Genomic DNA, 25,161 nt, shown 5'->3' with positions numbered 1-25,161 from the left:
CTGCGGGGGCGCTTCCGTTCGCACCGTGCGGCGCCGGGGCGCCGCCGAATGCGTCAGTGCGTCGAGGGGTCCTGCTCGACCTCGGAGCGGTCGCCCGACCACAGCGTGTGGAAGGTGCCCTCCTTGTCGACGCGCTGGTAGGTGTGCGCGCCGAAGAAGTCGCGCTGGCCCTGCACCAGGGCGGCGGGCAGGCGCTCGGAGGCGAGCGAGTCGTAGTACGACAGCGCCGCGCCGAAGCCGGGGATCGGCACGCCCGAGAGCGCGGCGGTCGAGACGATGCGGCGCCAGGCGGCCTCGCCGTTCGCGACGGCCTCGGCGAAGTACGGGTCCTCGAGCAGCGTCGTGATCTCCGCGTTCTCGGCGTAGGCGTCGACGATGCGGTTGAGGAACTGGGCACGGATGATGCAGCCCGCGCGCCAGATCTTCGCGACGGCGCCCTTGTCGATCTCCCAGCCGTACTTCTCGGCGCCGGCGATGATCGCGTCGAAGCCCTGCGAGTAGGCGACCACCTTCGAGGCGTAGAGGGCGGCGCGGACGTCGTCCTCGAAGCCGTCGTAGAGCGCGACGGGGGTCGGGCGCGAGGTGACGCGCTTCTGCACGGCGGCGCGCTGCGCGGGCTTGGAGGAGACGGCGCGGGCGAAGACGGCCTCGGCGATGCCGCCGACGGGCACGCCCAGATCGAGCGCGTTCTGCACGGTCCAGACGCCGGTGCCCTTGGAGCCGGCCTGGTCGAGCACGATGTCGAGGAACGGCTTGCCGGTCTCGGCGTCGACCTGGCGGAGCACCTCGGCGGTGATCTCGATGAGGTACGACTCGAGGTCGCCCTTGTTCCAGGCGTCGAAGACGTCGGCGATGGCGGCGGGCTCGTGGCCGCCGACGGTGCGGAGCAGGTCGTACGCCTCGGCGATGAGCTGCATGTCGGCGTACTCGATGCCGTTGTGGATCATCTTGACGAAGTGGCCGGCGCCGTCGGTGCCGATGTGGGTCACGCAGGGCTCGCCCTCGGCGACCGCGGCGATCGACGCGAGGATCGGTCCGAGCGTCTTGTACGACTCGACCGAGCCGCCGGGCATGATCGACGGGCCCTTGAGCGCGCCCTCCTCGCCGCCGGAGATGCCGGTGCCGACGAAGTGGATGCCGGTCTCGCGGACGGCCTTCTCGCGGCGGATGGTGTCGGTGAACAGCGCGTTGCCGCCGTCGACGATGATGTCGCCGGGCTCGAAGGCGGCGGTCAGCTGCTCGATCACGGCGTCGGTGCCGCGGCCGGCCTGGACCATGATGATCGCGGTGCGCGGGGTCGTCAGCGACGCGGCGAAGGCCTCGATGGTCTCGGAGGCGACGAAGCCGGCCTCGGGGTGCTCGGTGATCAGCGTCTCGGTGCGCCCGTAGGAGCGGTTGTAGACGGCGACGGTGTTGCCCTCGCGGCTGGCGAGGTTCCGGGCCAGGTTCGAGCCCATCACCGCCAGACCGACGACTCCGATGTTGGCTGTGGCGGTGGGCTGGTCAGACACGGTTCTCCTCGACGTACACGTTCAGGGTGGACGGATTCAGGCTAGCGCCGGGGTCGGACGCGCGCCCGTGAGCGGCCGTGCACGGAGGTCGAACCTCCGGAGCACGGCCGTTCACCGGTTCAGGCGCCGTGGCCCTCGGGAACGACCTCGGCGGGGATCGGCGGGCCGGGCGGGGTGCCGTCGCCGAAGGGGCGGCCGCCGAGCTCCTCGCGGTGCGAGGGGACGAGCCAGCCGGAGAGGTCCGGGCCCTTGGGCACGACGCCGGTCGGATTGATGTCGCGCTGGACCTCGTAGTAGTGCGACTTGATGTGCTGGAAGTCGATGGTGTCGCCGAAGCCCGGAGTGGCGAACAGGTCGCGGGCGTAGCCCCAGAGCGCCGGCATCGCCGAGAGCAGGTTCCGGTTCGCCTTGAAGTGGCTGTAGTAGACGGCGTCGAAGCGGGCGAGCGTCGTGAAGAGGCGGACGTCCGCCTCGGTGATCGTGTCGCCGACGAGGTAGCGCTGCGTGCTCAGGCGCTCCTCCAGCCAGTCGAGCCGGGCCCAGAGCGCGTCGTACGCCCGCTCGTACGACTTCTGCGAGCCCGCGAAGCCGCACTTGTAGACGCCGTTGTTGACGTCCTGGAAGACCAGCTCGGCGACCTCGTCGATCTCGTCGCGGTGCTCCTCCGGGTACAGGTCGGGCGCGCCGTCGCGGTGGAACTCCGTCCACTCCCGCGAGAAGTCGAGCGTCATCACCGGGTAGTCGTTGGTGACCACCTGGCCGGAGGGGATGTCGACGATCGCCGGCACCGTGATGCCGCGCGGGTAGTCGGGGAAGCGGGCGAGGAACGCGTCCTGCAGCCGCGGGATGCCGAGCACCGGGTCGACGCCGCCCGGGTCGAGGTCGAAGGTCCAGCTGCGCTTGTCGTGCGTCGGGCCGCAGATGCCCATCGAGAGCGCATCCTCGAGGCCGAGCAGGCGGCGGACGATCACGGCGCGGTTCGCCCACGGGCAGGCGCGGGAGACGACGAGCCGGTAGCGGCCCGCCTCCACCGGGTAGCCGTCCCGGCCGTCCGCGGTGATGCGGGTCGGGATGTAGTTGGTGTCGCGGTGGAAGCCGTTCTTCTCGACGTAGGAGCCGAAGTCGTCAGAAGTCATGCCCGCACGCTAGCCAGCCCGGCTGGGGACGCGGCAGGGGCGCCCGCGGGTGGCGGCGGGGCTGCTGCGCCGGTAGGGTGGGCAGCTGAACTTCGGCGAGGGATGCCCCGTGCATCCGTGATCGACGCGGTGGAACCAGGTGGAGCTCCGAGAGGAGCGCCGCGGACCTTTCCTCACGCAGACACGCGTTCGAGTCGAAACCCCGTCCGCGGCCCCAGGCCGGGACCCGAGCAGGCGGCGCACGGCGCCGTCCAGGAGAAACACCATGGCAGAACTCACCAACAAGGTCGTCGCCGAGGTCCGCACCTCGTTCGGCAAGGGAGCGGCCCGCAAGATCCGCGCCCAGAACAAGATCCCCGCGGTCCTCTACGGCCACGGCACCGACCCGGTGCACGTCACGCTCCCCGGTCACCAGATCCTCCTGCTGACCCGCAAGGCGAACGCGATCCTCGAGCTCGACATCGAGGGCGTCGCCCAGACGTCGCTGGTCAAGGACATCCAGCGCGACCCGGTCCGCCAGATCATCGAGCACATCGACCTCGCGGTCATCCGCCTCGGCGAGAAGGTCTCGGTCGACATCCCCGTGCACGTCGAGGGCGAGGCCGCTCCCGGCACCCTCGTCTCGACCGAGGCGAACACGCTCTCGCTCGAGGTCGACGCGACCAAGATCCCGCAGAACGTCGTCGTCTCCGTCGAGGGGCTCGAGGCCGGCACGCAGATCACCGCCGCCGACGTCACCCTCCCCGAGGGCGCGACGCTGCTGACCGACCCCGAGGCGCTCATCGTGAACGTCACCGAGGAGGTCGAGCAGGACCTGGGCGAGGAGGGCGAGCCCACCGAGCCGGCCGAGCCCACCGAGGCCGCCGAGTAGTCGGAGCACCACCCGCACGGACGGGCCCGCCGCGATCGCGAGCGGGCCCGTTCCGCGTCCGGAGGGCCCCGCCCTGCCGAGCGCATCGAGAAGAGGGAACGAGATGGGCGAGACCTGGCTGGTCGTCGGACTGGGCAACCCGGGCGCGCAGTACGCGCGCAACCGGCACAACGTGGGGCAGATGGTGCTCGACGAGCTCGCCACGCGCATCGGCGGCTCGTTCCGCCGGCACAACCGCGCGAACGCCGTGGTCGCCGAGGGCTTCCTCCGCCCCGGCGGGCCGAAGCTGATCCTCGGCAAGCCCAACAGCTTCATGAACCTCTCGGGCGGCCCGACGGCGCAGCTGCTCGACTTCTACTCCCTCGCGCCCGAGCGCCTGATCGTCGTGCACGACGAGCTCGACATCCCCTTCGACACACTGCGGCTCAAGCAGGGCGGCGGGCACGGCGGGCACAACGGCATCCGCGACATCCTCGCCGCGACCGACGGCGGCGACTTCCTGCGCGTGCGGGTCGGCATCGGCCGTCCGCCCGGCCGCCAGCCGGCCGCCGACTTCGTCCTGAAGGACTTCGCCGGCCCCGAGCGCGAGACGCTCCCCATCCTCGTCGCCGACGCGGCCGACGCCGTCGAGCTCATCGCCGACTCCGGCCTCCAGGCCGCCCAGCTGAAGGTGCACACCACCCCGTAGCCCGGCCGGCGCCTTCCATACGCTGCCTCGCCCATGCTGGTCGAGTAGCCCCGCAGGGGCGTATCGAGATCCACCGCCTGCACCACGGTGGATCTCGATACGGCCGCTGCGCGGCCTACTCGATCAGCATGGATGGCCCACGCCGCGCCCGGAGCCGATCCGTCAGAAACGGTCACCTCGACCGCTCCCGGACAACCACCCCTGACGGATCGAGAACCAGCACCCTGGCAGACCAGCCGACCGCCTCGGAGGCGAATTCGAAATCGCGTGCCAAGCGATTTCGAAGAGCCGAACGCAGGACGCTCTGCGGAACGCACTCCGTCGAGAAGCCGACCGCGCCGCGCCGGGCGGGGACCGGCGCGGACCGACGTCCGACACCGGCCGAGGCCGGTGTCGGACGTCGGCAGTAAACTCCTCCGGTGCCTCTCAACCGGATCATCTCGGCGCTCTCGCGCGCCTCCACGTTCGACGACGCTCTCGCGTTCGCGATCCGCGACGCCGATTTCTCCGTGGCCGACGGCCTCCGCGTCCCGCTGCTGGCGGGGCTGCTCGAGCGCCGCGCCGAGGCCGACCGTCCGCAGGCCGCCCTCGTCGTCACCGCGACGGGACGCGACTCCGAGAACGTCCGCGCGTCGCTCAGCTGCGTGCTGCCGGACGCCGAGGTGGTCGAGTTCCCCGCGTGGGAGACGCTGCCGCACGAGCGCCTCAGCCCGAGCGCCGAGATCGTCGGCCGCCGCCTCGACGCCCTGCGCCGGATGAAGACCTGGTCGGGCGAGAAGCCGCTCGTCGTCGTCGCCTCGGTGCGCGCCGCGCTGCAGCCCGTGGCCGACAACCTGGCCGACATCGCGCCGATCCGCCTGGTCAAGGGCGGTCGCGGCTACGACCTCGGCCGCATCTCGACCGAGCTGGTCGACCTCGCCTACTCGCGCGTGGACATGGTCACCCGCCGCGGCGAGTTCGCCGTCCGCGGCGGCATCCTCGACGTCTTCCCGGCCGTGGCCGAGCACCCCAGCCGGATCGACTTCTTCGGCGACGAGGTCGACTCGATCCGCGGCTTCTCCGTCGCCGACCAGCGCTCGCTGCCGGGCGAGGCCGACTCCGTCGTGCTGCCGCCGAGCCGCGAGCTGCTGCTCGTGCCGGCGGTCCGCCAGCGCGCCCGCGAGATGCTGCACGAGTTCCCGAGCCTCTCCGCCATGCTCGCGAAGATCGCCGAGGGCATCCCCGTCGAGGGGATGGAGTCGCTCGCGCCCGCGCTGCTGGAGCGCCTCGTCCCCATCTCGCACTACCTCCCGGCCGGTGCCGCCGTGGCCGTGCTCGCGCCGGAGCGGGTCGCCACCCGCGCGATCAGCCTCGCCGAGACGAACCGCGAGTTCCTCCAGGCCGCGTGGAGCGCCGCGACCGCCGGCGCGGAGGCCCCGATCGACCTGGCCTCCGGCGAGTTCATCTCGCTCGGCGCCCTCCGCGACGCCGTGAAGTTCAGTGCCCCGGGTGCCGAGACGCCGGATCACCCGTGGTGGACGATGAGCACCTTCCGCCAGGGTCCCGCCGCCGGCGAGGCCGAGGTGCTGCCCGAGGACCTCGGGATCGACGAGATCCTCGCCGTCCGCGTCGACGGCGAGCCCGTGCCCGGCTTCGGCGGCGCCGTCGAGGGCGCCCTCGCGCACGTCCGCGCCCGACTCGCCGACGGCTGGAGCGTCGTGCTCACCGCCCCCGGCACCGGCACGGTCGAGCGCACCGATCAGGTGCTCGCCGAGCACGAGGTCGCCGCGCGGATCGTCGCCGACCTGCCCGACGAGCTCGAGCCCGGGCTCGCCTACGTGCTGCAGGCCTCCGTCGACCACGGCTTCGAGGTCGACGCCGCGAAGGTGGCACTGCTCACGGACACCGAGTTCTACGGCCGCACCGTCGGCTACGACTCGCGCGCGGTGAAGAAGCTCGCCTCCCGCCGGAAGAACGTCGTCGACCCGCTGCAGCTGAACCCCGGCGACTTCGTCGTGCACGCCACCCACGGCATCGGCCGCTTCGTCGAGCTGTCCCAGCGCGAGGTCTCCAGCGGCGGTCGCAACGCCGTGAAGACCCGCCGCGAGTACCTCGTCCTCGAGTACGCGCCCAGCAAGCGCGGCTTCCCGGGCGACAAGCTGCTGGTCCCGACCGACCAGCTCGACCTGCTCTCCCGCTACGTCGGCGGCGAGACACCCGCCCTCAGCAAGATGGGCGGCAGCGACTGGGCGCAGGCCAAGAGCAAGGCGCGCCGCGCGGTCCGCGACATCGCCGTCGAGCTGGTGAAGCTCTACTCCGCCCGGATGGCCTCGCGCGGGCACTCGTTCCCGCCGGACACCCCGTGGCAGCGCGAGCTGGAGGAGGCGTTCCCGTTCGCCGAGACGCCCGACCAGCTGACCGTCATCGACGAGGTCAAGGCCGACATGGAGCGGCCGATCCCGATGGACCGCCTGCTCTCCGGCGACGTCGGCTTCGGCAAGACCGAGGTCGCCGTGCGCGCCGCGTTCAAGGCGATCCAGGACGGCAAGCAGGTCGCGATGCTCGTGCCGACCACGCTGCTGGTGCGCCAGCACCTCGAGACGTTCCAGGAGCGCTTCGCAGGCTTCCCCGTGCACCTGCGGGCGCTCAGCCGCTTCCAGAGCGCGAAGGAGTCGAAGGAGACGATCGAGGGCCTCGCAGACGGCACCGTCGACATGGTCATCGCGACGCACCGCCTCCTCAGCGACAACATCGTCTTCAAGGACCTCGGGCTGCTCGTCATCGACGAGGAGCAGCGCTTCGGCGTCGAGCACAAGGAGAAGCTGAAGGCGCTGAAGAAGAACGTCGACATCCTCTCGATGAGCGCGACGCCGATCCCGCGCACGCTCGAGATGGCGGTCACCGGCATCCGCGAGATGTCCACGCTCGCGACGCCGCCGGAGGAGCGCCACCCGATCCTCACGTTCGTCGGCCCGTACAGCGAGAAGCAGGTCTCGGCCGCGATCCGCCGCGAGCTGCTGCGCGAGGGCCAGGTCTTCTTCGTGCACAACCGCGTCTCGACGATCAACCGCGTCGCCGCGCAGCTCGCCGAGCTGGTGCCGGAGGCGCGCATCGCCGTCGCGCACGGCAAGCTCAGCGAGTCGCAGCTGGAGCGGATCATCGTCGACTTCTGGGAGCGCAAGTTCGACGTCCTCGTCTCCACGACGATCGTCGAGACCGGCCTCGACATCCCGAACGCGAACACCCTGATCGTCGACCGCGCCGACAAGTACGGCCTCTCGCAGCTGCACCAGCTGCGCGGTCGCGTCGGCCGCGGTCGCGAGCGCGCCTACGCCTACCTCCTCTACGACGAGATGAAGCCGCTCTCCGAGACGGCGCACGACCGCCTGCAGACGCTCGCCGCCAACTCCGATCTCGGCGGCGGCATGCAGATCGCGCTCAAGGACCTCGAGATCCGCGGCGCGGGCAACCTGCTCGGCGGTGAGCAGTCCGGCCACATCCAGGGCGTCGGCTTCGACCTCTACCTGCGGATGATCGGCGAGGCGGTCGACGGCTTCCGCGGAGAGGTGGCGGAGGGCCAGACCGAGCTGCGGCTCGAGCTGCCCGTCGACGCGCGCATCCCGGAGGAGTACGTGGACAGCGAGCGGCTGCGCCTCGAGGCGTACCAGAAGCTGTCCGCGGCGACCTCGCCGACCGCGAAGGAGGGCAGTGTCGACCTCGTGGTCGAGGAGCTGACCGACCGCTACGGCGAGCTGCCCGAGGCGGTCGAGAACCTCGTCCTGGTCTCGCGGCTGCGGATGCGGGCGCAGCGCGCGGGCCTCAGCGACGTGGTCGCGATGGGCTCGAACGTCCGGGTCGCCCCCGCGCACCTCGCCGACTCGATCCAGGTGCGCCTGCGCCGGATGTACCCGAGCGCGAAGTACCTGCAGCAGGCGAACGCCGTGGTCGTGCCGATGCCGGTGCTCGACGGCGTGCCGCTCGGCGACCGCGCGCTGATCGACTGGGTGGCGAACCTGCTCGACGCGCTCTTCCCCGAGCCGGCCGCCGTCGCGAGCTGACCGGCGCTCGCACCGGCCGGCGGGTCCCGCCGGCCCGGACGACGATCGACGACCCCGACCCTCGAACGAAGGACCGACCATGACCGACACCGCCGACCACTCCGCCGATCACGCGGCCCCGCTGCGCGTCCCCGCCCCCGACGAGCCGAGCATCCCCGAGCTCGTGGAGGACGAGACCATCGCCCCCCGCCCCGAGGAGGAGGCCGCCGACCTCGACCGCGCGACCCCCGACCTGACCCCCCACCCCGAGGCCTGACTCTCTTCCCTCCCCGCGAGATGCCACTTGTGCACGCGACACGCCGTGTCGAGCGTGCACAAGTGGCATCTCGCGGAAGGGGTCAGTGCGCGAAGTGGGCGCGGACCTCGGCCTGCCAGCGGGCGCGGTCGGCGTCCGAGATGAAGGCGGCGTCGAAGGAGTTGAGGGCGAGCCGCTCCAGCTGGGCGTCGTCCATCCCGAGCTCCTCGACGAGCGCGCGATAGTTCTCGTCGACGTAGCCGCCGAAGTACGGCGGGTCGTCGCTCGAGACGGTGACGACCAGCCCGGCCGCGAGCATCGCCGGCAGCGGGTGGTCCTTCATCGTGTCGACCGCGCGGAGCGCCACGTTCGACAGCGGGCAGACCGTGATCGGCACGCCCTGCACGCGGAGCATCGCGACGACCGCCGGATCCTCCATCGCGCGGATGCCGTGGTCGATCCGCTCCACCTTCAGCAGCTCGAGCGTCTCGGCGACCGTCTCCGGCCCGCCCTCCTCGCCGGCGTGCGCGACGAGGTGCAGCCCCTCGGCCGCGGCGCGCGCGTAGACGTCGACGAAGAGCTCCGGCCCGAAGCCGACCTCGTTCGAGTCCAGCCCGACGCCGATGATGTGCTCGCGGTAGGGCAGGATCGCGGTCAGCATCTCGTCCGCCGCGTCGGCGCCGAGATCGCGCAGGAAGCACATGATGAGGTCCGTCGAGATCCCGTGCGTCTCCTCGCTCCGCCCGAGCGCGCGCGTGAGCCCGGCCATCACGACGTCGAGCGGGACGCCGTTGCCCAGGTGCGTCTGCGGATCGAAGAAGATCTCGGCGCGGCGGACGTTCGCGAGCTTCGCCCGGTCGAGGTAGCCGGTGGCGAGCTCGAAGAAGTCGCGCTCCGTCTTCAGGACGGTGAGGTTCGAGTAGTGCAGCTCGAGGAAGGAGGCGAGGTCCTCGAAGGCGTAGCGCGCGCGGAGGGCGTCGAGGTCCTCGGTCGGCAGGGCGATGCCGTTGCGGCGCGCCATCTCGACGATGTGCTCGGGCTCGATCGTGCCCTCGATGTGGATGTGCAGCTCAGCGCTCGGCGGCGCGCCCCGGTCGAGGGCGGTGCCGGTGGCGGGAGGGATGACGGTCACGGTGGCGTTCCTGTTCCGGGCCGCGGTCGCGTCCCGCGGTCACCGTAGTCGGCGCGTGTTTCGCGCCGATGACCAACCGGTGCGCTTCGACGATCCGAGGTGTGCTGTGCAGGCGATCCGTCCGCGTCGAGGCCCCTTCGTGCGGCGCGATGTCCTCCTTGGTCGTCGGAGCCTGCAGATCGGACCGGCACTCGTCCTGCTGAGCCGATGCGAGGATGGCCGGGTGACCGCGCATCCCCGGCTCGACGAGCTCATCCGCACCGTCCACGTCCTCCGCGCCCCGGGGGGCTGCCCGTGGGACGCCGAGCAGACCCACGAGTCGCTCGTGCGCTACCTGATCGAGGAGTCGCACGAGCTGGTCGACGCCATCGAGGCGGGTGACCGGGCCGACCTGATCGAGGAGCTCGGCGACGTGCTCTACCAGGTGCTCTTCCACTCCGACCTCGCCGCGGACGGCCCGGAGCCGTTCACGATCGAGGACGTCGCGGCGCACATGAACGCCAAGATGATCGGCCGCCACCCGCACGTCTTCGGCGACGCGACCGCCGAGACCGCCGATGACGTCATCGCCGTCTGGGACGAGCTGAAGAAGACGGAGAAGCCGCACCGCACCAGCGTGCTCGACGGCATCCCGCAGGGCATGCCGGCCCTCGCGCTGGCCGACAAGGTGATCGGCAAGGCGACGACGCTCGGCATCGTCGACGCGGGGGAGGGGCCGCTGCCGATCGAGTCGGAGGAGGACCTCGGCCCGCTGCTGCTCGCCATCGTCGCCTCGGCCCGCGCGCAGGGCCTCGACGCCGAGCGCGCCCTGCGCACCGCGACCCGCGACCTCCAGGAGGAGATCCGCGCGGTCGAGCAGGAGCGCCGCGGGGCGTAGCTGCCGGCCCGAGTGCTGATCACGTGGAGCTCGATACGCCCGCTCCGCGGGCTACTCGATCAGCAGGAGCGGGGAGCGCCCGCGGCGCGGGCTCCGCTCTCCGCGGTCACCCCCTCATGCTGGTCGAGTAGCCGCGCAGCGGCGTATCGAGACCCACGTCGAAGAGGCTGCGGCAGCATCACGCCACGCGCCGCCCGCGCGGCAGCCGCGCCGCCGGCGTCGCCGTCCGCCGGATCGCCCCGAGCAGCATCCCGACCGCCAGCACCACCTGCAGCGTCAGCCCGACGAACCACGACGGCACGGTCGCGTCGAAGACCTCCTCCGGCGTGTCCGGCCGCGACGAGCCGGAGTACCCGCCGGTGCAGGAGATCTCGATCACCGGCTCCGGGGCGATCTGGGCCTGGCGCACGAGCAGCGAGACGCCGGTGAAGAGGTCCTCCGGCGAGCCGTACTCGCCGAGCTGCGGCGGAACCGCGTCGCCGAGGACGACGAACGGGTTCAGGGCGAGCAGCCCCCAGTAGTAGTCCGCGCGGGGCACCTGCGACTCGAAGTCCGGCCCGCAGATCCCCTCGGCGTCATCGGTGTAGACCGTCCGCTGCTCCGTCTGGGTGACCGACGTCAGCAGTCCGAACGCGATCAGCGATCCGATGCTCAGCGCCGCGACGACGAGATAGGTGGTGACGACCGACATCAGCGGCCGGTCCAGGATCCCGCTCAGCCCGACTCCGATCGCCGCGACCACGCCCAGCTGCACGGCGAGCACGAGCACCGACACCGACGCGGACGCGAGCGAGACCCCGCCCACGAGCACGGCCACCAGCAGGAACGGCACCGTGCTCGCGAGGAACGCCAGCGCGACCAGCCAGGCCGAGGCGAACTTGCCGAGCACGAGCTGCGCGGTCGTGACGAGGGTGACCTGCGTCGTCGCGAGCGTGCCCGCGTCGCGGTCGCCGTTGACGGCGGTGCCCGAGAGCGCGGGCGTGACGAGGCTGCCGAGCAGCAGCACGAAGTAGACGAGGATCGAGTAGATCCAGCCGCCCACCACGGCGCCGCTGCCGGAGAAGACGCCGGTCGCGACGACCAGCAGGCCGGTGACCGCGCCGGTCAGCAGGAAGAACAGCCCCAGAAGCACGAACGACGAGGTGCCGCGGACGCGCTGGGCGAGCTCGAGGCCGAGGACGATGCGGACGCCCTGCAGGAACGGGAGCGGCCGGGCGGTGGTGGTCTCGGTGCTCATCGGGCGTCCCCCTCGTCCTCGACGACCGGACCCGCGGGTCCGGTCGGGTCTCCAGCGGCGCGGGTCAGATCGGAGAAGGTGTGCTCAAGCTCGCCGACCGCCGGCGCGAAGCGGCTCACCGCCACTCCCGCCGACACCAGCCGCCCGAGCAGGTCGGCGGCCGCGGCGTCGTTCATGACCGGCACGAGCGCCGACTCCCGCTCGACGCGCACCGTCACCCCGGTCAGCCGCTCGACGACCGCCGCGAGCTCGGCGCCGCGCGGCTGCACCGCGTCGATCCGCCAGGCGCGCAGTGCTCGCGAGGCACGGGCGACCGCCTCGTGCGAGGCCGTCACCCCGCCGTGGAGGTAGACCGCCGCGCTCGCCATCTCGTCGAGCTCGGAGAGCACGTGACTCGAGACGAGCACCGTGCGCCCCTCCGCGGCGAGCCGCAGCACGAGGTCGCGCAGCTGGATCCGCGCCCCCGGATCGAGCCCCGAGGCGGGCTCGTCGAGCACCAGCACGGACGGGTCGTGCACGAGGGCCCGGGCGAGGCTCAGCCGCTGCTTCTGCCCGCGCGAGAGCACCCGGGTCGGCCGGTCGCCGAACTCGACCAGGTCGACGAGATCCAGCAGCTCGTGCGCGCGGGACCCGGCGGCCTCGCGGGACAGCCCGTACAGCTGCCCGGTCGTCCGGAGCGTCTCCCCGCAGGTCAGGCTCGCCCAGGAGCCGAGCACGTCGGGCATCCAGCCGAGTGCGGCGCGCACGGCGGCCGGCTCCTCGACGGGGTCGTGCCCGGCGACGCGCAGCCGGCCGGCGTCGGGACGCAGGAGCGTCGCGAGCAGCAGCATCAGCGTCGTCTTGCCCGCGCCGTTGGGGCCGATCAGCGCGGTGACCTCGCCGGGCCGCGCCTCGAAGCTGGCGTCCCGCACGGCGTGCACCGGCCCGAACGCCCGCGACACCCCCTCGGCCACGATCCCGTCCCGAGCACGTGCCTCCATCGAGTCCCCCTCGTCGGTGCGCAGCGGTCCCCCTGACCGCGCGAGCGCCGCGAGCCTAGCCGACGCCCTCGACCGGCCGGTGACCGCGCGAGGACCCGTCGGCCGGGTGCGCGCAGCGCCCTGCGGAGCGCGCCCGGAGGGTCTGGGAGAATCGCCCCATGGCTTCTGCGATCACCCCGCCCCGCGGCATGCGCGACTTCCTCCCGGCCGACAAGGCGAAGCGCGAGCATGCGCTCGGAGTGATCCGCCGGGTCTACGCGGCGCACGGCTTCGACGAGATCGAGACCCCCGTCGTCGAGGACTTCGACCGCCTGCACTCCGGCCTCGGCGGCGACAACGAGAAGCTCGCCTTCAGCGTGCTGCGCCGCGGGCTCGCGCACGACGATCTCGCCGCCGCGGCCGCCGCCGACGACGCCTCGACCCTGGCCGACCTCGGCCTCCGCTTCGACCTCACCGTCCCGCTCGCCCGCTTCTACGCCAGCCACCGCGCCGAGCTGCCGACCGTCTTCCGCTCGGTCCAGATCGCCCCGGTCTGGCGCGCCGAGCGCCCGCAGAAGGGGCGCTACCGCCAGTTCGTGCAGTGCGACATCGACATCATCGGCGAGCCGGGGCAGCTCGCCGAGGTCGAGCTGATCACCGCGACCGCCGCCGCCCTGGACACCCTGGGCCTGCGCGAGTGCACGATCCGCATCAACGACCGGCGGATCCTCACCGGCATCCTCGAGCACTGCGGCTTCGCCCCCGAGCGCTTCGGCCCCGCCCTCATCTCGATCGACAAGCTCGACAAGATCGGCGCGAGCGGAGTCGTCGCCGAGCTCGAGGCCGACGGCCCGGACGCCGCCGCGGTGCTCGGCGGCTACCTCGCGCGCATCGAGGCGGCCGTCGCGGCCGGGGGAGTGGCGCTCGAGCAGTCCGCGATCCTCGACGTGCTGCCCGAGGGCATCGACCCGGAGGCGGTGCTCGCCCTGGAGACGCTCGCCCGGTCGCTGCGCGCGCTGCCGACCGGCGTCTCGCTGCGCTTCGACCCGACGCTCGTGCGCGGCATGGGCTACTACACCGGCACCATCTTCGAGATCGCGCACCCCTCCTCCGGCTCCTCGGTCGGCGGCGGCGGGCGCTACGACGGGATGATCGGCCGCTTCCTCGGCCAGGACGTGCCGGCCTGCGGCTTCTCGATCGGCTTCGAGCGGATCGTCGAGCTGATCGACGTGCCGCTGGACGAGCGGCCGGACGCGGTCGTCCTCGTGCACGAGCGCGACGCCGCCCCCGAGGCGCTGCTCGCGCTGAAGCAGGAGCTGATCGCCGGAGGCTCCCGGGTGCGCCTCGAGCGCCGGTCGAAGAATCTCACGCCGCTGCTCGACCGCGCCGCCTCGGCCGGATTCACGCGCTTCGCCCTCGTGCCGCGCGACGCCGCGACCGCCGCGGACCTCGCGTTCAAGCCGCTCGGCTGAGCTGAGGGGGCGTTCAGCCGATCCGCCGGGAGGCTCGGGGGGAGCGGTCCGATCGTTGTCGGATCCGTGAGACCCTTAATCCCCGCGAAATCTGCGGACACACCTGAGAAATCTCCCGAGGATAGCGTCGAGGCACCCCGATCGGCGCGGCTTGGCGCGCCCGAGCGGCCCCGTCGCGTCCCGCGCACCACAGCAGCGTCCCCACCGCCCTACCCGAGGAGTCCCCTTGACCCTGTCGCCCTTCCGCACCTCGCAGACCTTCGACCGCCGCAGCGTCCTGCGCATGGCGGGCATCGCCGGTCTCGCCCTCGGCGGCGTGTCCGTCCTGGCCTCCTGCGCCTCCGACTCCTCCGGCGCGGCGGCCGAGGGCGGCGACGACCTCGGCACCCTCAAGGTCCAGCTCTCCTGGATCAAGAACGAGGAGTTCGCGGGCGAGTTCTTCGCCGACTCCAAGGGCTACTACACCGAGGCCGGCCTCGCGGGCGTCACGCTGACGGCGGGCCCCTCCACCGGCACCGCCGAGCTGCTCTCCGGCTCGGCCGACGTCGCGCTGAGCGACGCCGTCTCGGTCGGCACCGTCGTCGCGACCCAGGAGGCGCCGCTCAAGATCATCGGCGCGACCTACCAGAAGAACCCGTTCACGGTCCTCTCCATCGCGACCGCCGGCAACATCGCCACGCCGGCCGACCTGGCCGGCAAGAAGATCGGCGTCCAGGCGTCGAACACCTCGCTCTTCCAGGCGCTGCTCAAGGCGAACGGCCTCGAGGAGTCCGACCTCACCGTCGTGCCGGTCGAGTACGACCCCTCCGTGCTGATCAACGGCACCGTGGACGGCTTCATCGCCTACCTCACCAACGAGGCCATCACCGTCGCGGCCGAGGGCTACGAGGTCGTCAACCTGCCCTTCGCCGACAACGGCCTCCCCTTCGTCGCCGAGACCTTCACCGTCACCGACCAGTCGATCGCGGAGAAGCGCGAGGCGCTCAAGGCGTTCCTCGTCGCCGAGATCAAGGGCTGGACCGACGCGGTCAACGACCCCGAGGCCGGTGCGATGCTCGCGATCGAGACCTACGGCAAGGACCTCGGCCTCGACGAGGAGTCCTCCAAGAAGGGCTCCACGATCCAGTCGGAGGAGCTCGTCGTCTCGGACGAGACCGCCTCGAACGGCCTCTTCACGATCTCGGACAGCCTCCAGGAGGAGACCCTCGCCTCGCTCGCCGGCGCCGGCATCGAGGTCGAGGCGGCCGATCTCTTCGACATGTCCCTCCTCGCCGAGGTCTACGAGGAGAACCCCGACCTCGTCAAGTACGCCGCCTGAGCGCGGCTGTCGAACCAGCACCACGGAGGGCACCACTCGTGACCGACACGACCGACGCCGGCACCCTGCACGAGCAGGGTGCCGGCGGCACCGGCATCCAGATCCACGGCCTGTCGAAGACGTTCCGGATGGGCTCCCGCAGCGTCACGGCGCTGCAGGACACCGACCTGCACACCGACCAGGGCAGCTTCCTCGCCCTGCTCGGCCCGTCGGGCTGCGGCAAGTCCACGATCCTGCGCATCCTCGCCGGCCTGGAGGAGCCCACCTCGGGCTCCATCCGCGTCGACGGCCGCACGCCGAAGGAGCTGCGCCGCGACAACAAGCTCGGCATCGCGTTCCAGGACCACGCGCTCCTGCCCTGGCGCAGCGTGATGTCCAACATCCGCCTCCCGTTCGAGATCGCGGGCAAGTCGGTCGACCAGTCCTACATCGACGAGCTGATCGATCTCGTGGGCCTGCGCGGCTTCGAGAAGGCCAAGCCGGCGCAGCTCTCCGGCGGCATGCGCCAGCGGGTCTCGATCGCCCGCTGCCTCATCCTCAAGCCCGAGGTGCTGCTGCTCGACGAGCCGTTCGGCGCGCTCGACGACATGACGCGGCAGAAGCTCAACCTCGAGCTGCTGCGGATCTGGACCGAGAAGCCGGCCACGACCCTCCTCGTCACCCACGGCATCTCCGAGGCGATCTTCCTCTCCGACCAGGTCGCCGTGATGAGCCCGCGACCCGGCCGGGTCAAGGAGATCATCGAGATCGACCTGCCCCGCCCGCGCACGCCCGAGATGCAGCGCACCCCCGAGTTCCACGCGTACGTCGACCAGGCCTCCGAGCTGCTGTTCGGCGACGGCGGCGCGGCCGCCGACGACCACTGAGGAACCCCGTGGCCACTGTCCTCCCCGCTCCCGTCCCGCCGACCGAGCGCCGCTCGCGCTCCCTCCCGCCCTGGGCGTCGGGGCTGATCGGCATCGTCGGCATCATCGCCGTCTGGTGGGTGATCGCCCTCATCACCGCCCCCACGGGCGGCACCACCTACGCCCCGGTCCCCACGCCGATCCAGGTCGCGCAGACCATCGCGGACGACGGCGCGTCCTTCTACTGGGCCAACTTCTCGGTGACCATCGGCGAGGCCGCGGTCGGCTACTTCTGGGGCAACGTGATCGCCCTGGTGCTGTCCGCGCTCGTCCTGGTCGTGCCGTGGCTGGAGGGGATCGTCTCGCAGCTCGCGGTCGTCACCTACTGCGTGCCGATCGTCGCGATCGGGACCCTCGTGCTCCTCATCCTCGGCGGCTCCGACGCGCCGGGGCAGCCGAGCGCCACCGCGATCTTCCTCGCCGGGCTCTCCGTCTTCTTCACCACCGTCGTCGGCAGCCTGCTCGGCCTCAAGGCGGCCGACAGGGCCTCGCTCGACGTCGTGACCGTCTACGGCGGCACCAAGTTCACCCAGCTGCGCAAGGTCCGCGCGATCGCCGCGCTGCCCAACATCCTCTCCGCGCTGCAGATCGCCGTCCCCGCGGCCTTCCTCGGCGCGATCCTGGGGGAGTACTTCGGCAAGATCGAGACCGGCGTCGGCCCGATCCTGGTCGCGGCGCAGGTCTCGCTGAACTCGCCCCGCGTCTGGGCGCTCTTCCTCCTCTGCGCGGCCGTCGCCCTGATCGGCTACGGCGTCGTCGGCCTGATCGGGCGCCTCATCGCCCCGTGGTCCTCCGGAAAGCGGGCATGACATGACTTCCACGATCCCCGACCGCACCGAGCAGTCGAGCCCGACGCAGATCATCGCGGTCGACGAGCTCCGCCGTCAGCTGCGCAGCGCCGCCCTCGGCGCGACGCTGAAGAGCCTGCGCAAGAGCCTGCTGATCGCCCTGTCGACCATCGTGATCGTCCTGGCGATCTGGATCGGCGTCATCCTCTTCAGCGGCGTCTCCCCGTACGTGATCAAGGGCCCGTGGGACGTCTGGGCGCACCTGGTCACCGACGAGACGGCGGCCGAGCACCGGGCCGAGCTCGGCGGGCTCTTCGCCGTCACCATGCTCGACTCGCTCATCGGCTTCGCGGCGGGTCTCGTGGTCGCGATCCTGGTCGCGATCCTGTTCCGGCTCTCCAAGGGGATCGAGCACGCGCTGATGCCGTTCGCGCTGCTGCTGCGCTCGGTCCCGCTGATCGCGATGACGCCGCTGATCATCCTGGTCTTCGGCCAGGGCACGGTCGCCTCGGTCGCCGTGGTCGGCGGCATCGTCGTGCTGTTCCCGGCGCTCGTGACGATCGCCTTCGGCCTCAACAACGCCTCGCCGCAGATGCTCGACGTCGTGTCGGTCTACGGCGGATCCACGCTCACCGCGATCCGCAAGGTCGCGATCCCCGGCGCGCTGCCCTCGCTGTTCGCGGCGATCCGCGTGTCCGTGCCCGGCGCCATCACCGGCGCGCTGCTGGCCGAGTGGCTCTCCACCGGCGACGGCATCGGCGGCGGCATCGCGGGCTGGACCGCCCAGGCCCGCTTCGACGACATCTGGTCGGCCGTCGTCATCGTGACCGGCGTCTCGCTGATCCTCTACATGGTCGTCCAGGTGATCGAGACCTTCGTCCTGTCCCGGATGTCCCTCTCCCTCTCCTGACCCCCGAGCCCCTCGCCCCGCTCCCCTCCGCGAGATGCCACTTGTGCAGGCCCGACACGGCGTGTCGCGTGCACAAGTGGCATCTCGCGGGCGGGGAGAGGGGGGAGGGGAGGGGGGCGTGGGTCAGACCGTGACGATCGCGTCGATGCGGCGCGGGGAGAGCAGGGCTCGGCCGCCGAGGCCGTCCAGCTCCATCACGACGGCGATGCCCTCGAGGGACCAGCCGGCGCGCTCGATCAGGCGGCAGCTCGCATCGAGGGTGCCGCCGGTGGCGAGCACGTCGTCGACGAGCAGCAGCCGGGCGCCCTTCGGCACCGCGTCCTCGTGCACCTCCAGCTCGGTGCTGCCGTACTCGAGCGTCGCCTGCTCGCTCAGCACCGCGCGCGGCAGCTTGCCGGGCTTGCGGATCGTGACGACGCCCAGGCCCGCGGAGTAGGCGGCGGCCGCAGCGAGGAGGAAGCCGCGCGCCTCGACGCCGGCGATCGCGTCGATCCGCCCGCGGTACGGCTCGATCAGCGCGTCCGCGACCGCGCGCAGCGCCTCGCCGTCGCCGAAGACCGGGGTGAGGTCGCGGAAGAGGATGCCGGGCTTCGGGAAGTCGGGGACGACCTCGGTGAGGCGCGCGACGAGGTCGGCGGCGGTGCTGGTCACGGGGTCCTCCGGTGGGCGGGAGCGGATCGGCGCGGGTGCCGTTCGGGCCCTGGGAGTCTAGCGACGCCTCCCGGACGCCTCGCGTTCCGGGGCGGTCAGTAGACTCCTTCCCGACCGCTCCCGCCCTCCGGGAGCCCACCCGTCAAGAGGAGATAGTTGTGGCCCTTATCGAGGCAGTCGTCGCCCGAGAAATTCTGGACTCCCGTGGCAACCCCACGGTCGAGGTCGAGGTCCTGCTCGAGGACGGCGCGTCCTCGCGAGCGGCCGTCCCCTCCGGCGCCTCCACCGGTGCCTTCGAGGCCTACGAGCTGCGCGACGGCGACGCCGAGCGCTACCTCGGCAAGGGCGTGCAGAAGGCCGTCGACGCCGTCATCGACGAGATCGGCCCGGCCATCGAGGGCTTCGACGCCACCGACCAGCGCCTCGTCGACGCCGAGCTGATCGAGCTCGACGGCACCGAGAACAAGTCGCGCCTGGGCGCGAACGCGATCCTCGGCGTCAGCCTCGCGGTCGCCAAGGCCGCCGCGCAGTCGGCCGACCTCGACCTCTTCCGCTACGTCGGCGGCCCGAACGCGCACACCCTGCCCGTCCCGCTGATGAACATCATCAACGGCGGCGCGCACGCCGACACCGGCGTCGACATCCAGGAGTTCATGGCCGTCCCGCTGGGCGCCGAGTCCTTCTCCGAGGGCCTGCGCTGGGGCGTAGAGATCTACCACGCGCTCAAGTCGCAGCTGAAGAAGGCCGGCTTCGCCACGGGCCTGGGCGACGAGGGCGGCTTCGCCCCCGACCTGCCCACGAACCGCGAGGCGCTCGACTTCATCCTCAAGGCCGTCGAGGCCGCCGGCTTCACCCCCGGCAAGGACATCGGCCTCGCGCTCGACGTCGCCTCCTCCGAGTTCTACGAGGACGGCAAGTACACCTTCGAGGGCAAGAAGCTCTCGGCAGAGGAGCTCTCCGCCTACTACGCCGACCTCGTCGCCAACTACCCGCTGGTCTCCATCGAGGACCCGCTGGACGAGGACGACTGGGCCGGCTGGACCCACCTCACCGCCGAGATCGGCGACAAGGTGCAGCTCGTCGGCGACGACCTCTACGTCACCAACCCGGTGCGCCTGGCCCGCGGCATCGCCGAGAAGGCCGGCAACTCGATCCTGGTCAAGGTGAACCAGATCGGCACGCTCACCGAGACGCTCGACGCCGTGGCCCTCGCCCAGCGCAGCGGCATGACCGCGATCCTCTCGCACCGCTCCGGCGAGACCGAGGACACCACCATCGCCGACCTCGCGGTCGCGGTGGACGGCGGCCAGATCAAGACGGGCGCCCCCGCGCGCTCGGACCGCGTCGCGAAGTACAACCAGCTGCTGCGCATCGAGGAGATCCTGGGAGGCGCCGCGACGTACGCGGGTCGCTCCGCCTTCCCCCGCTTCTCGGCGTAGTCTCTCCCCGCCGGAGCGGCCCCGGAGCCCAGCACCTCGGTGCGGGCACCGGGGCCGCTTCCGTTCCGCCCTCCATCCGCTCGACCGCCCGCCCGAGGAGGCACCCGCTCATGGCCCGACCGCCCCGCCGGCCCTCCGCTCCCGGGAGCGCCTCCCGCCGCCCGTCCGCCGCCGAGGCGACGACCGCGTCGTCCGCGTCGAAGGCCGGTGACGGCGCCGGCGGAGCGTCGAAGCCCGCCTCCTCGAAGGCGTCCGGCTCGAAGACCGGCTCCGTGAAGGCGCCCTCCGCGAAGGCGTCCAGTGCGAAGGCGCCTGGCTCGAAGGCCGCCTCCGCGAAGCGCCCGGGGTCGACGCCCGGCGGCGCCGCGCCGAGGTCCTCGCGACCGCCGCGCGCGAAGCAGCCGCCCGTCGCGCCGTCCTCCGCCTGGGTCGCCGGGGTCCGCGGCTCCGGCTTCACCCTGCTGGTGATGGGCATCATGATCCTGGCCGTCGTCGTCCTCGCGCCCAGCGTGAAGAACTTCGTCGAGCAGCGTGCGGAGATCGCCGAGCTGCAGCGCTCCGTCGACGCGGCCAAGACGCAGTCGCAGAACCTGGACGAGCAGCGCGTGCGCTGGTCCGACCCGGCGTTCATCCGCGCCCAGGCCCGCGAGCGGCTCTACTTCGTGATGCCGGGCGAGGTCAGCTACCTCGTGCTCGACGACATCGCCGTCGCCCAGCAGGCCGCGCAGCCCGCATCCGACTCGGTGCAGAAGACGCAGAGCGACTGGGCCGGCTCGCTGCTCTCCTCGATCGCGGTCGCCGGACTCGGCGACCCGACGGCGGACGAGCTCACGCCGGAGCCCGTCCCCGCCCCCTGACCCGCGGTGCTCGCCCCGGGATGCTCGATCCCGGCCGCCCGGCCGGCTCCCGCCTACACTGGAGAGTTCCCTCCGGTCCCCGCGCCCCCTGGAGTCCTCCGTGACCACGCCCCCGTTCGACCCGCCCACCGAGCACGACATCGCCGTGGTCTCCGCCCAGCTGGGCCGCCCCGCCCGCGACGTGGTCGGCATCAGCGCGCGCTGCGTCTGCGGCAACCCGACGGTCGTCTCGACCCGCCCGCGCCTGAGCGACGGCACCCCGTTCCCCACCTTCTACTACCTGACCCATCCGGCCGCCACCGCCGCGATCTCGCAGCTCGAGGCGACCCAGGTCATGGTCGAGTACAACGAGCTCCTGGCCGCGGACGAGGAGCTCCGCGACGCGCACGCGGCCGCGCACCGCGCCTTCCTCGCCGACCGCGAGAGCATCGCCGTCGTGCCCGAGATCGCGGGCATCTCCTCCGGCGGCATGCCGACGCGGGTCAAGTGCCTGCACGCCCTCGCCGGCCACGCCCTCGCGGCGGGCCCCGGAGTGAACCCGATCGGCGATCTGGCGCTGGCTCGGGCCGACTGGTCGCCCGAGCGCTGCGAGTGCCGCCCGCTCGAGGTCTGAGCACTCGAGGCCCGAGCCCTCGCCGTCCGAGCGCTCCGGGTGGCCGTCGGCGGCCCTGCCGCCCGGCGGGTCGACGCGATTCGACGCGCGGTTCGCTAGGCTGATTCCCAGTCGGGGTCAGTGCTGCCACCCGCATCGAGAGCGGGCACTTCGCGAGAAGCAGGGTGTTCGCATTGTCCATCCCTCTGGAGTGTTCACCGTGCCCAAAATCCTGATCGTCGGAGGCGGCTACGCCGGCTTCTACACCGCGTGGAAGCTGGAGAAGTACCTCCGCGCCAACGAGGCCGAGGTCACGATCGTCGACCCGCTGCCCTACATGGCGTACCTGCCCTTCCTCCCCGAGGTCGCCGCCGGATCCATCGAGCCGCGCCACGCGATCGTCTCGCTCCGCCGCCACCTCAAGAAGACCGCGATCCTCGCCGCGAAGGTCACCAAGATCGACCACGCGTCCAAGACCGCCACGATCACCCCGACGGTCGGCGAGCCCTACGAGTTCGTCTACGACCAGATCGTCGTGACCGCGGGCTCCGTCTCGCGCACCTTCCCGATCCCGGGCGTCGCCGACAACGCGATCGGCCTGAAGACGATCGAGGAGGCGACCGCCATCCGCGACCGCATCCTCACCAACTTCGACAAGGCCGCGACGCTCCCCGCCGGTCCCGAGCGCGCGCGCCTGCTGACCGTCACGGTCGTCGGCGGCGGCTTCGCCGGCATCGAGGTCTTCGCCGAGCTGCGCTCGTTCGCGAGCGCGCTGCTCAAGCGCTACCCCGAGATCGACTTCGAGGAGACGAAGTTCCACCTCGTCGAGGCGATGGGGCGGATCATGCCCGAGGTCGCGCTCGAGACGAGCCACTGGGTCCTGAAGAACCTCGACCAGCGCGGCGCCACCGTGCACCTCGACACCCAGCTGAAGTCGGCCGAGGGCGGCGTCATCGAGCTGTCGACGGGCGAGAGCTTCGAGTCCGACCTGATCATCTGGACCGCCGGCGTCATGGCGAACCCGTCGATCAAGAACTCCGACCTCCCGATCGAGGAGCGCGGCCGCCTGCGCGTGCGCGCCGACCTCCGCGTCGGCCACGACGACGTCATCGTCGAGGGCGCCTGGGGTGCCGGCGACGTCTCGGCCGTCCCCGACCTCACTGGCGGCGGCGTCGGCGGCTTCTGCGTGCCGAACGCCCAGCACGCCGTCCGCCAGGGCAAGCTGATGGCGACCAACATCATCGCGGTCCTCCGCGGCGAGGCGCCGAAGGACTACTTCCACAAGAACGCGGGAGCGGTCGCCGGTCTCGGCATCGGCATCGGCGTCTTCCAGTCCGGCAAGATCGCGATCAAGGGCTTCCCGGCCTGGGTCATGCACCGCGGCTACCACGGTCTCGCGATGCCCTCGTGGGAGCGCAAGTTCCGCGTGGTCTGGGGCTGGTGGAACAACCTCTGGCTCGGTCGCGACATCGCCTCGATCGAGGCCCGCGAGTACCCGCGCGGCTCCTTCGAGACCTACGCGTCGCGTCCCCGCCCGGCCGCTCCGGCCGCCGAGTCGGCTCCGGCCGGCACGCCCGGCCCGGCCGGTGCGCCCGTCACCGTCGGCGGCGAGCCCGCGAAGTCCTGACGTCTCCGACGTCCTGACAGCACCGTCGGGCGGCGCGCGCGATCGCGCCGCCCGATGGTCGCCCCCATAGCCCAATCGGCAGAGGCAGACGACTTAAAATCGTCTCAGTCTGGGTTCGAGTCCCAGTGGGGGCACTCTTCGCGCCATCGGCTGCGGCCCTCCTGCCGCCGATATAGCCTGGACGGACGACGGGCCGTTCGCCGGAACGTCGCCAGCCTGAGGCCCCGTTCTGCGGGGCCTCAGTCAGTGGCGACGCCGAAGTACGTGGAGCCAGCGCCAGGTCCGGCTACGCCGCCCGCGCGTGCGCGCTCCTCGCGAGCGGCGCCGACTCGATGAGGGGCGCCGAGTCGAGGAGGGCCGCCTCGAGGGCGGCGGTGATCTCGTCGGGGGCGCACTCGGCGCAGAGGACGACGAGCTCCTCGGTGGGCGCTCCCTCCGGGTCGGTCCCGCCGGAGCGGTCGAGGACGACGGCATCGGTTCCGCAGCTTCCGCATTCGATCATGCGGGTACCGTACGTCCGACCTCCGACATCGGCGGGACGGCGGATCGGCGCGTCGCGGTGGGGCGGGCGGGTCCGTCCGCACTCCGCCGCACGCGGGCGATCCCGTCAATCCCCCACAGTGGTGCCCGCCCTCGCATAGAGTCGTGGCCGGGCGGTCCTCGTCCGGTCGGAGCGCCTGCGCCGCCGTCCCGGAGGCGCACCGCCCGGGGCCGCCTCGTGGCGTCTCCTCTTCTCGTGCCTGCGGGCACCGTCATGCACCGCCCGGCGACGGGTGGTCGGGAGTCCTTCATGGGGAAGCTGCTCTACGGAGCCTCGGGTGTCGAGATCGAGTTCGATGACCGCACGCTCACGCACGTCCAGATCGTCATCGCGAACAAGCTCCGCCGTCGCGAGAGCTTCTTCTTCTCCTGGCGGGACGACCCGGCGGTCGGCGACGGGCGCTCCAGCATCTGGCTCGACCCGTCCGTGCCGCTCTACTTCAAGTACTTCGGCGGCCGCGTGCCGTCGATCAACCGCACCTGGATCGACCTGCTGACGGTCTCCGCGAACTCCTCCGGCGGACTGCAGCTCGTGCAGGAGCCGGACGCCGCACCGACCCCGCCGCCGAAGGGCGAGCAGGGCGCGTGAAGCGCGACGTCTCCGCCCGCCTGGTCCTCGACGTCGGGCGACCCGCGACGCTCGTCTTCTCGATCGCGGTCGCCGAGGCCTACGGGTCGCCGGAGACGCTGTCGCTCGAGCTCGACGGCCGCCCCGTCGCCGCCCGCGAGGTGCTCGACCAGCACGGCACCCGGCTGCACGTCCTCGAGGCGGGGGTCGGCCGCCTCGTCGTCGACTACGCCGCGAGCGTCGACGGCCGGCTCGAGCCGCTGCCCGGCGAGGAGGTCGACCGCCTCCGCTACCTCCGGCCGAGCCGCTACGCGGAGTCCGACATCCTCTGGGCGACGGCGCGCGCGGAGTTCGCCGGCCTCGAGGGAGCCGACCTGCTCGCCTCGGTCAGCTCCTGGGTCGGCACCCGGCTCGCCTACGTGACCGGATCCAGCCTGCCGACCGACGGCGCGGAGCGGACCCTGCTGGCCCGCCGCGGAGTCTGCCGCGACTTCGCCCACCTCGTCGTGGCACTGCTGCGCGCCCTCGACGTGCCGGCCCGCCTGGTCGCGGTGTACGCGCCGGGGCTCGCGCCGATGGACTTCCACGCGGTCGCCGAGGCCTGGATCGAGGGCTCCTGGCGGGTCGTCGACGCGACCACGCTGGCGCCGCGCTCGAGCCTGGTGCGCATCGCCACCGGTCGCGATGCGGCGGACACGGCGTTCCTCAGCGTCTACGACGGCCTGGCGACCCTCGCCGAGATGACCGTCGGCGCCGTCGTGGACGTGCTGCCGGACGACGACGTGCGCGAGCTCGCCGCGATCGGCTGACC

General features: G+C 72.0%; 23 protein-coding genes and 1 tRNA gene. 17 read left to right on the top strand and 7 right to left on the bottom strand.

The window, feature by feature from the left end:
* Positions 1-53: 53 nt before the first annotated feature.
* Positions 54-1,511 (bottom strand): NADP-dependent phosphogluconate dehydrogenase, encoded by a 1,458-nt coding sequence (gene gndA / locus HQQ82_RS16580; protein ID WP_173235158.1) that lies wholly within the window; start codon positions 1,509-1,511, stop codon positions 54-56.
* Between the two features lie 119 nt (positions 1,512-1,630).
* The gene (locus tag HQQ82_RS16575; RefSeq protein WP_173235157.1) at positions 1,631-2,647 is read right to left on the bottom strand and encodes a glutathione S-transferase family protein; all 1,017 of its coding nucleotides are present in this window, start codon (positions 2,645-2,647) and stop codon (positions 1,631-1,633) included.
* A 265-nt stretch (positions 2,648-2,912) separates the two neighbouring features.
* Between HQQ82_RS16575 and HQQ82_RS16570 the strand changes: the two genes are divergently transcribed.
* From HQQ82_RS16570 to HQQ82_RS16555, 4 genes are all read left to right on the top strand, one after another.
* Positions 2,913-3,518 carry a 50S ribosomal protein L25/general stress protein Ctc gene (locus tag HQQ82_RS16570; RefSeq protein WP_159984163.1) on the top strand — a complete coding sequence of 202 codons (606 nt, stop codon included), beginning with the start codon at positions 2,913-2,915 and terminating at the stop codon, positions 3,516-3,518.
* Positions 3,519-3,621: 103 nt separating this feature from the next.
* Positions 3,622-4,206 carry an aminoacyl-tRNA hydrolase gene (gene pth, locus HQQ82_RS16565; protein WP_173235156.1) on the top strand — a complete coding sequence of 195 codons (585 nt, stop codon included), beginning with the start codon at positions 3,622-3,624 and terminating at the stop codon, positions 4,204-4,206.
* Positions 4,207-4,625: 419 nt separating this feature from the next.
* The gene (mfd, locus tag HQQ82_RS16560; protein ID WP_173235155.1) at positions 4,626-8,243 is read left to right on the top strand and encodes a transcription-repair coupling factor; all 3,618 of its coding nucleotides are present in this window, start codon (positions 4,626-4,628) and stop codon (positions 8,241-8,243) included.
* Between the two features lie 79 nt (positions 8,244-8,322).
* The gene (locus HQQ82_RS16555) at positions 8,323-8,499 is read left to right on the top strand and encodes a hypothetical protein (RefSeq protein WP_173235154.1); all 177 of its coding nucleotides are present in this window, start codon (positions 8,323-8,325) and stop codon (positions 8,497-8,499) included.
* Between the two features lie 82 nt (positions 8,500-8,581).
* On the opposite strand, the gene HQQ82_RS16550 is transcribed toward HQQ82_RS16555, so the two are convergent.
* Complete coding sequence (locus HQQ82_RS16550; RefSeq protein ID WP_367947984.1) at positions 8,582-9,610, bottom strand: adenosine deaminase; 1,029 nt, start codon at positions 9,608-9,610, stop codon at positions 8,582-8,584.
* A 223-nt stretch (positions 9,611-9,833) separates the two neighbouring features.
* On the opposite strand from HQQ82_RS16550, the gene HQQ82_RS16545 reads away from it, so the two are divergent.
* Positions 9,834-10,487 carry a MazG family protein gene (locus HQQ82_RS16545; RefSeq protein WP_367947983.1) on the top strand — a complete coding sequence of 218 codons (654 nt, stop codon included), beginning with the start codon at positions 9,834-9,836 and terminating at the stop codon, positions 10,485-10,487.
* Positions 10,488-10,665: 178 nt separating this feature from the next.
* Here the strand turns inward: HQQ82_RS16545 and HQQ82_RS16540 are convergent, their stop codons facing one another.
* Both HQQ82_RS16540 and HQQ82_RS16535 read right to left on the bottom strand, forming a co-directional pair.
* Positions 10,666-11,724: an ABC transporter permease gene (locus tag HQQ82_RS16540; RefSeq protein WP_254071571.1), complete on the bottom strand. Its 1,059-nt coding sequence runs from the start codon at positions 11,722-11,724 to the stop codon at positions 10,666-10,668.
* Complete coding sequence (locus HQQ82_RS16535) at positions 11,721-12,704, bottom strand: ABC transporter ATP-binding protein (protein ID WP_173235152.1); 984 nt, start codon at positions 12,702-12,704, stop codon at positions 11,721-11,723. Before HQQ82_RS16535 ends, HQQ82_RS16540 begins: the two co-directional genes overlap by 4 nt.
* Before the next feature lie 158 nt (positions 12,705-12,862).
* On the opposite strand from HQQ82_RS16535, the gene hisS reads away from it, so the two are divergent.
* From hisS to HQQ82_RS16510, 5 genes are all read left to right on the top strand, one after another.
* Positions 12,863-14,155: a histidine--tRNA ligase gene (hisS, locus tag HQQ82_RS16530; protein ID WP_173235151.1), complete on the top strand. Its 1,293-nt coding sequence runs from the start codon at positions 12,863-12,865 to the stop codon at positions 14,153-14,155.
* Positions 14,156-14,381: 226 nt separating this feature from the next.
* A complete protein-coding gene (locus tag HQQ82_RS16525) occupies positions 14,382-15,473 on the top strand; it encodes an ABC transporter substrate-binding protein (RefSeq protein ID WP_254071570.1) in 1,092 nt (363 codons plus the stop codon).
* A 128-nt stretch (positions 15,474-15,601) separates the two neighbouring features.
* Positions 15,602-16,339, top strand: coding sequence for an ABC transporter ATP-binding protein (locus HQQ82_RS16520; RefSeq protein WP_123705595.1), 738 nt, complete (start codon positions 15,602-15,604; stop codon positions 16,337-16,339).
* An 8-nt stretch (positions 16,340-16,347) separates the two neighbouring features.
* Positions 16,348-17,187: an ABC transporter permease subunit gene (locus tag HQQ82_RS16515; RefSeq protein ID WP_173235150.1), complete on the top strand. Its 840-nt coding sequence runs from the start codon at positions 16,348-16,350 to the stop codon at positions 17,185-17,187.
* Between the two features lies 1 nt (position 17,188).
* Positions 17,189-18,076 carry an ABC transporter permease gene (locus HQQ82_RS16510; RefSeq protein WP_216848681.1) on the top strand — a complete coding sequence of 296 codons (888 nt, stop codon included), beginning with the start codon at positions 17,189-17,191 and terminating at the stop codon, positions 18,074-18,076.
* Between the two features lie 123 nt (positions 18,077-18,199).
* Here HQQ82_RS16510 and HQQ82_RS16505 read toward each other — a convergent pair whose 3' ends face one another.
* Positions 18,200-18,727, bottom strand: coding sequence for an adenine phosphoribosyltransferase (locus HQQ82_RS16505; RefSeq protein ID WP_173235149.1), 528 nt, complete (start codon positions 18,725-18,727; stop codon positions 18,200-18,202).
* A gap of 158 nt (positions 18,728-18,885) precedes the next feature.
* On the opposite strand from HQQ82_RS16505, the gene eno reads away from it, so the two are divergent.
* From eno to HQQ82_RS16480, 5 genes are all read left to right on the top strand, one after another.
* Positions 18,886-20,166 (top strand): phosphopyruvate hydratase, encoded by a 1,281-nt coding sequence (gene eno, locus HQQ82_RS16500; RefSeq protein WP_173235148.1) that lies wholly within the window; start codon positions 18,886-18,888, stop codon positions 20,164-20,166.
* Between the two features lie 110 nt (positions 20,167-20,276).
* A complete protein-coding gene (locus tag HQQ82_RS16495; RefSeq protein WP_173235147.1) occupies positions 20,277-21,023 on the top strand; it encodes a septum formation initiator family protein in 747 nt (248 codons plus the stop codon).
* Between the two features lie 100 nt (positions 21,024-21,123).
* Positions 21,124-21,636 (top strand): DUF501 domain-containing protein, encoded by a 513-nt coding sequence (locus HQQ82_RS16490; RefSeq protein WP_173235146.1) that lies wholly within the window; start codon positions 21,124-21,126, stop codon positions 21,634-21,636.
* Positions 21,637-21,835: 199 nt separating this feature from the next.
* Positions 21,836-23,242, top strand: coding sequence for an NAD(P)/FAD-dependent oxidoreductase (locus HQQ82_RS16485; protein WP_173235145.1), 1,407 nt, complete (start codon positions 21,836-21,838; stop codon positions 23,240-23,242).
* 60 nt (positions 23,243-23,302) lie between these two features.
* Positions 23,303-23,376 (top strand) — tRNA-Leu (locus HQQ82_RS16480).
* 152 nt (positions 23,377-23,528) lie between these two features.
* Here HQQ82_RS16480 and HQQ82_RS16475 read toward each other — a convergent pair.
* Positions 23,529-23,744 carry a hypothetical protein gene (locus HQQ82_RS16475; protein ID WP_173235144.1) on the bottom strand — a complete coding sequence of 72 codons (216 nt, stop codon included), beginning with the start codon at positions 23,742-23,744 and terminating at the stop codon, positions 23,529-23,531.
* Positions 23,745-24,032: 288 nt separating this feature from the next.
* Between HQQ82_RS16475 and HQQ82_RS16470 the strand changes: the two genes are divergently transcribed.
* Positions 24,033-24,371 carry an ATP-dependent DNA ligase gene (locus HQQ82_RS16470; protein WP_068211888.1) on the top strand — a complete coding sequence of 113 codons (339 nt, stop codon included), beginning with the start codon at positions 24,033-24,035 and terminating at the stop codon, positions 24,369-24,371.
* Positions 24,368-25,159, top strand: coding sequence for a transglutaminase family protein (locus HQQ82_RS16465; RefSeq protein WP_173235143.1), 792 nt, complete (start codon positions 24,368-24,370; stop codon positions 25,157-25,159). The genes HQQ82_RS16470 and HQQ82_RS16465 overlap by 4 nt, the downstream gene beginning before the upstream one ends.
* The last annotated feature ends 2 nt before the right edge of the window (positions 25,160-25,161 follow it).

Origin of the sequence: Rathayibacter sp. VKM Ac-2856, assembly GCF_013205055.1 — a bacterium.
GTDB lineage: Bacteria > Actinomycetota > Actinomycetes > Actinomycetales > Microbacteriaceae > Rathayibacter.
The sequence above is the reverse complement of the archived record's forward strand: the minus strand, read 5'-3'. Positions and strand labels throughout refer to the sequence as shown.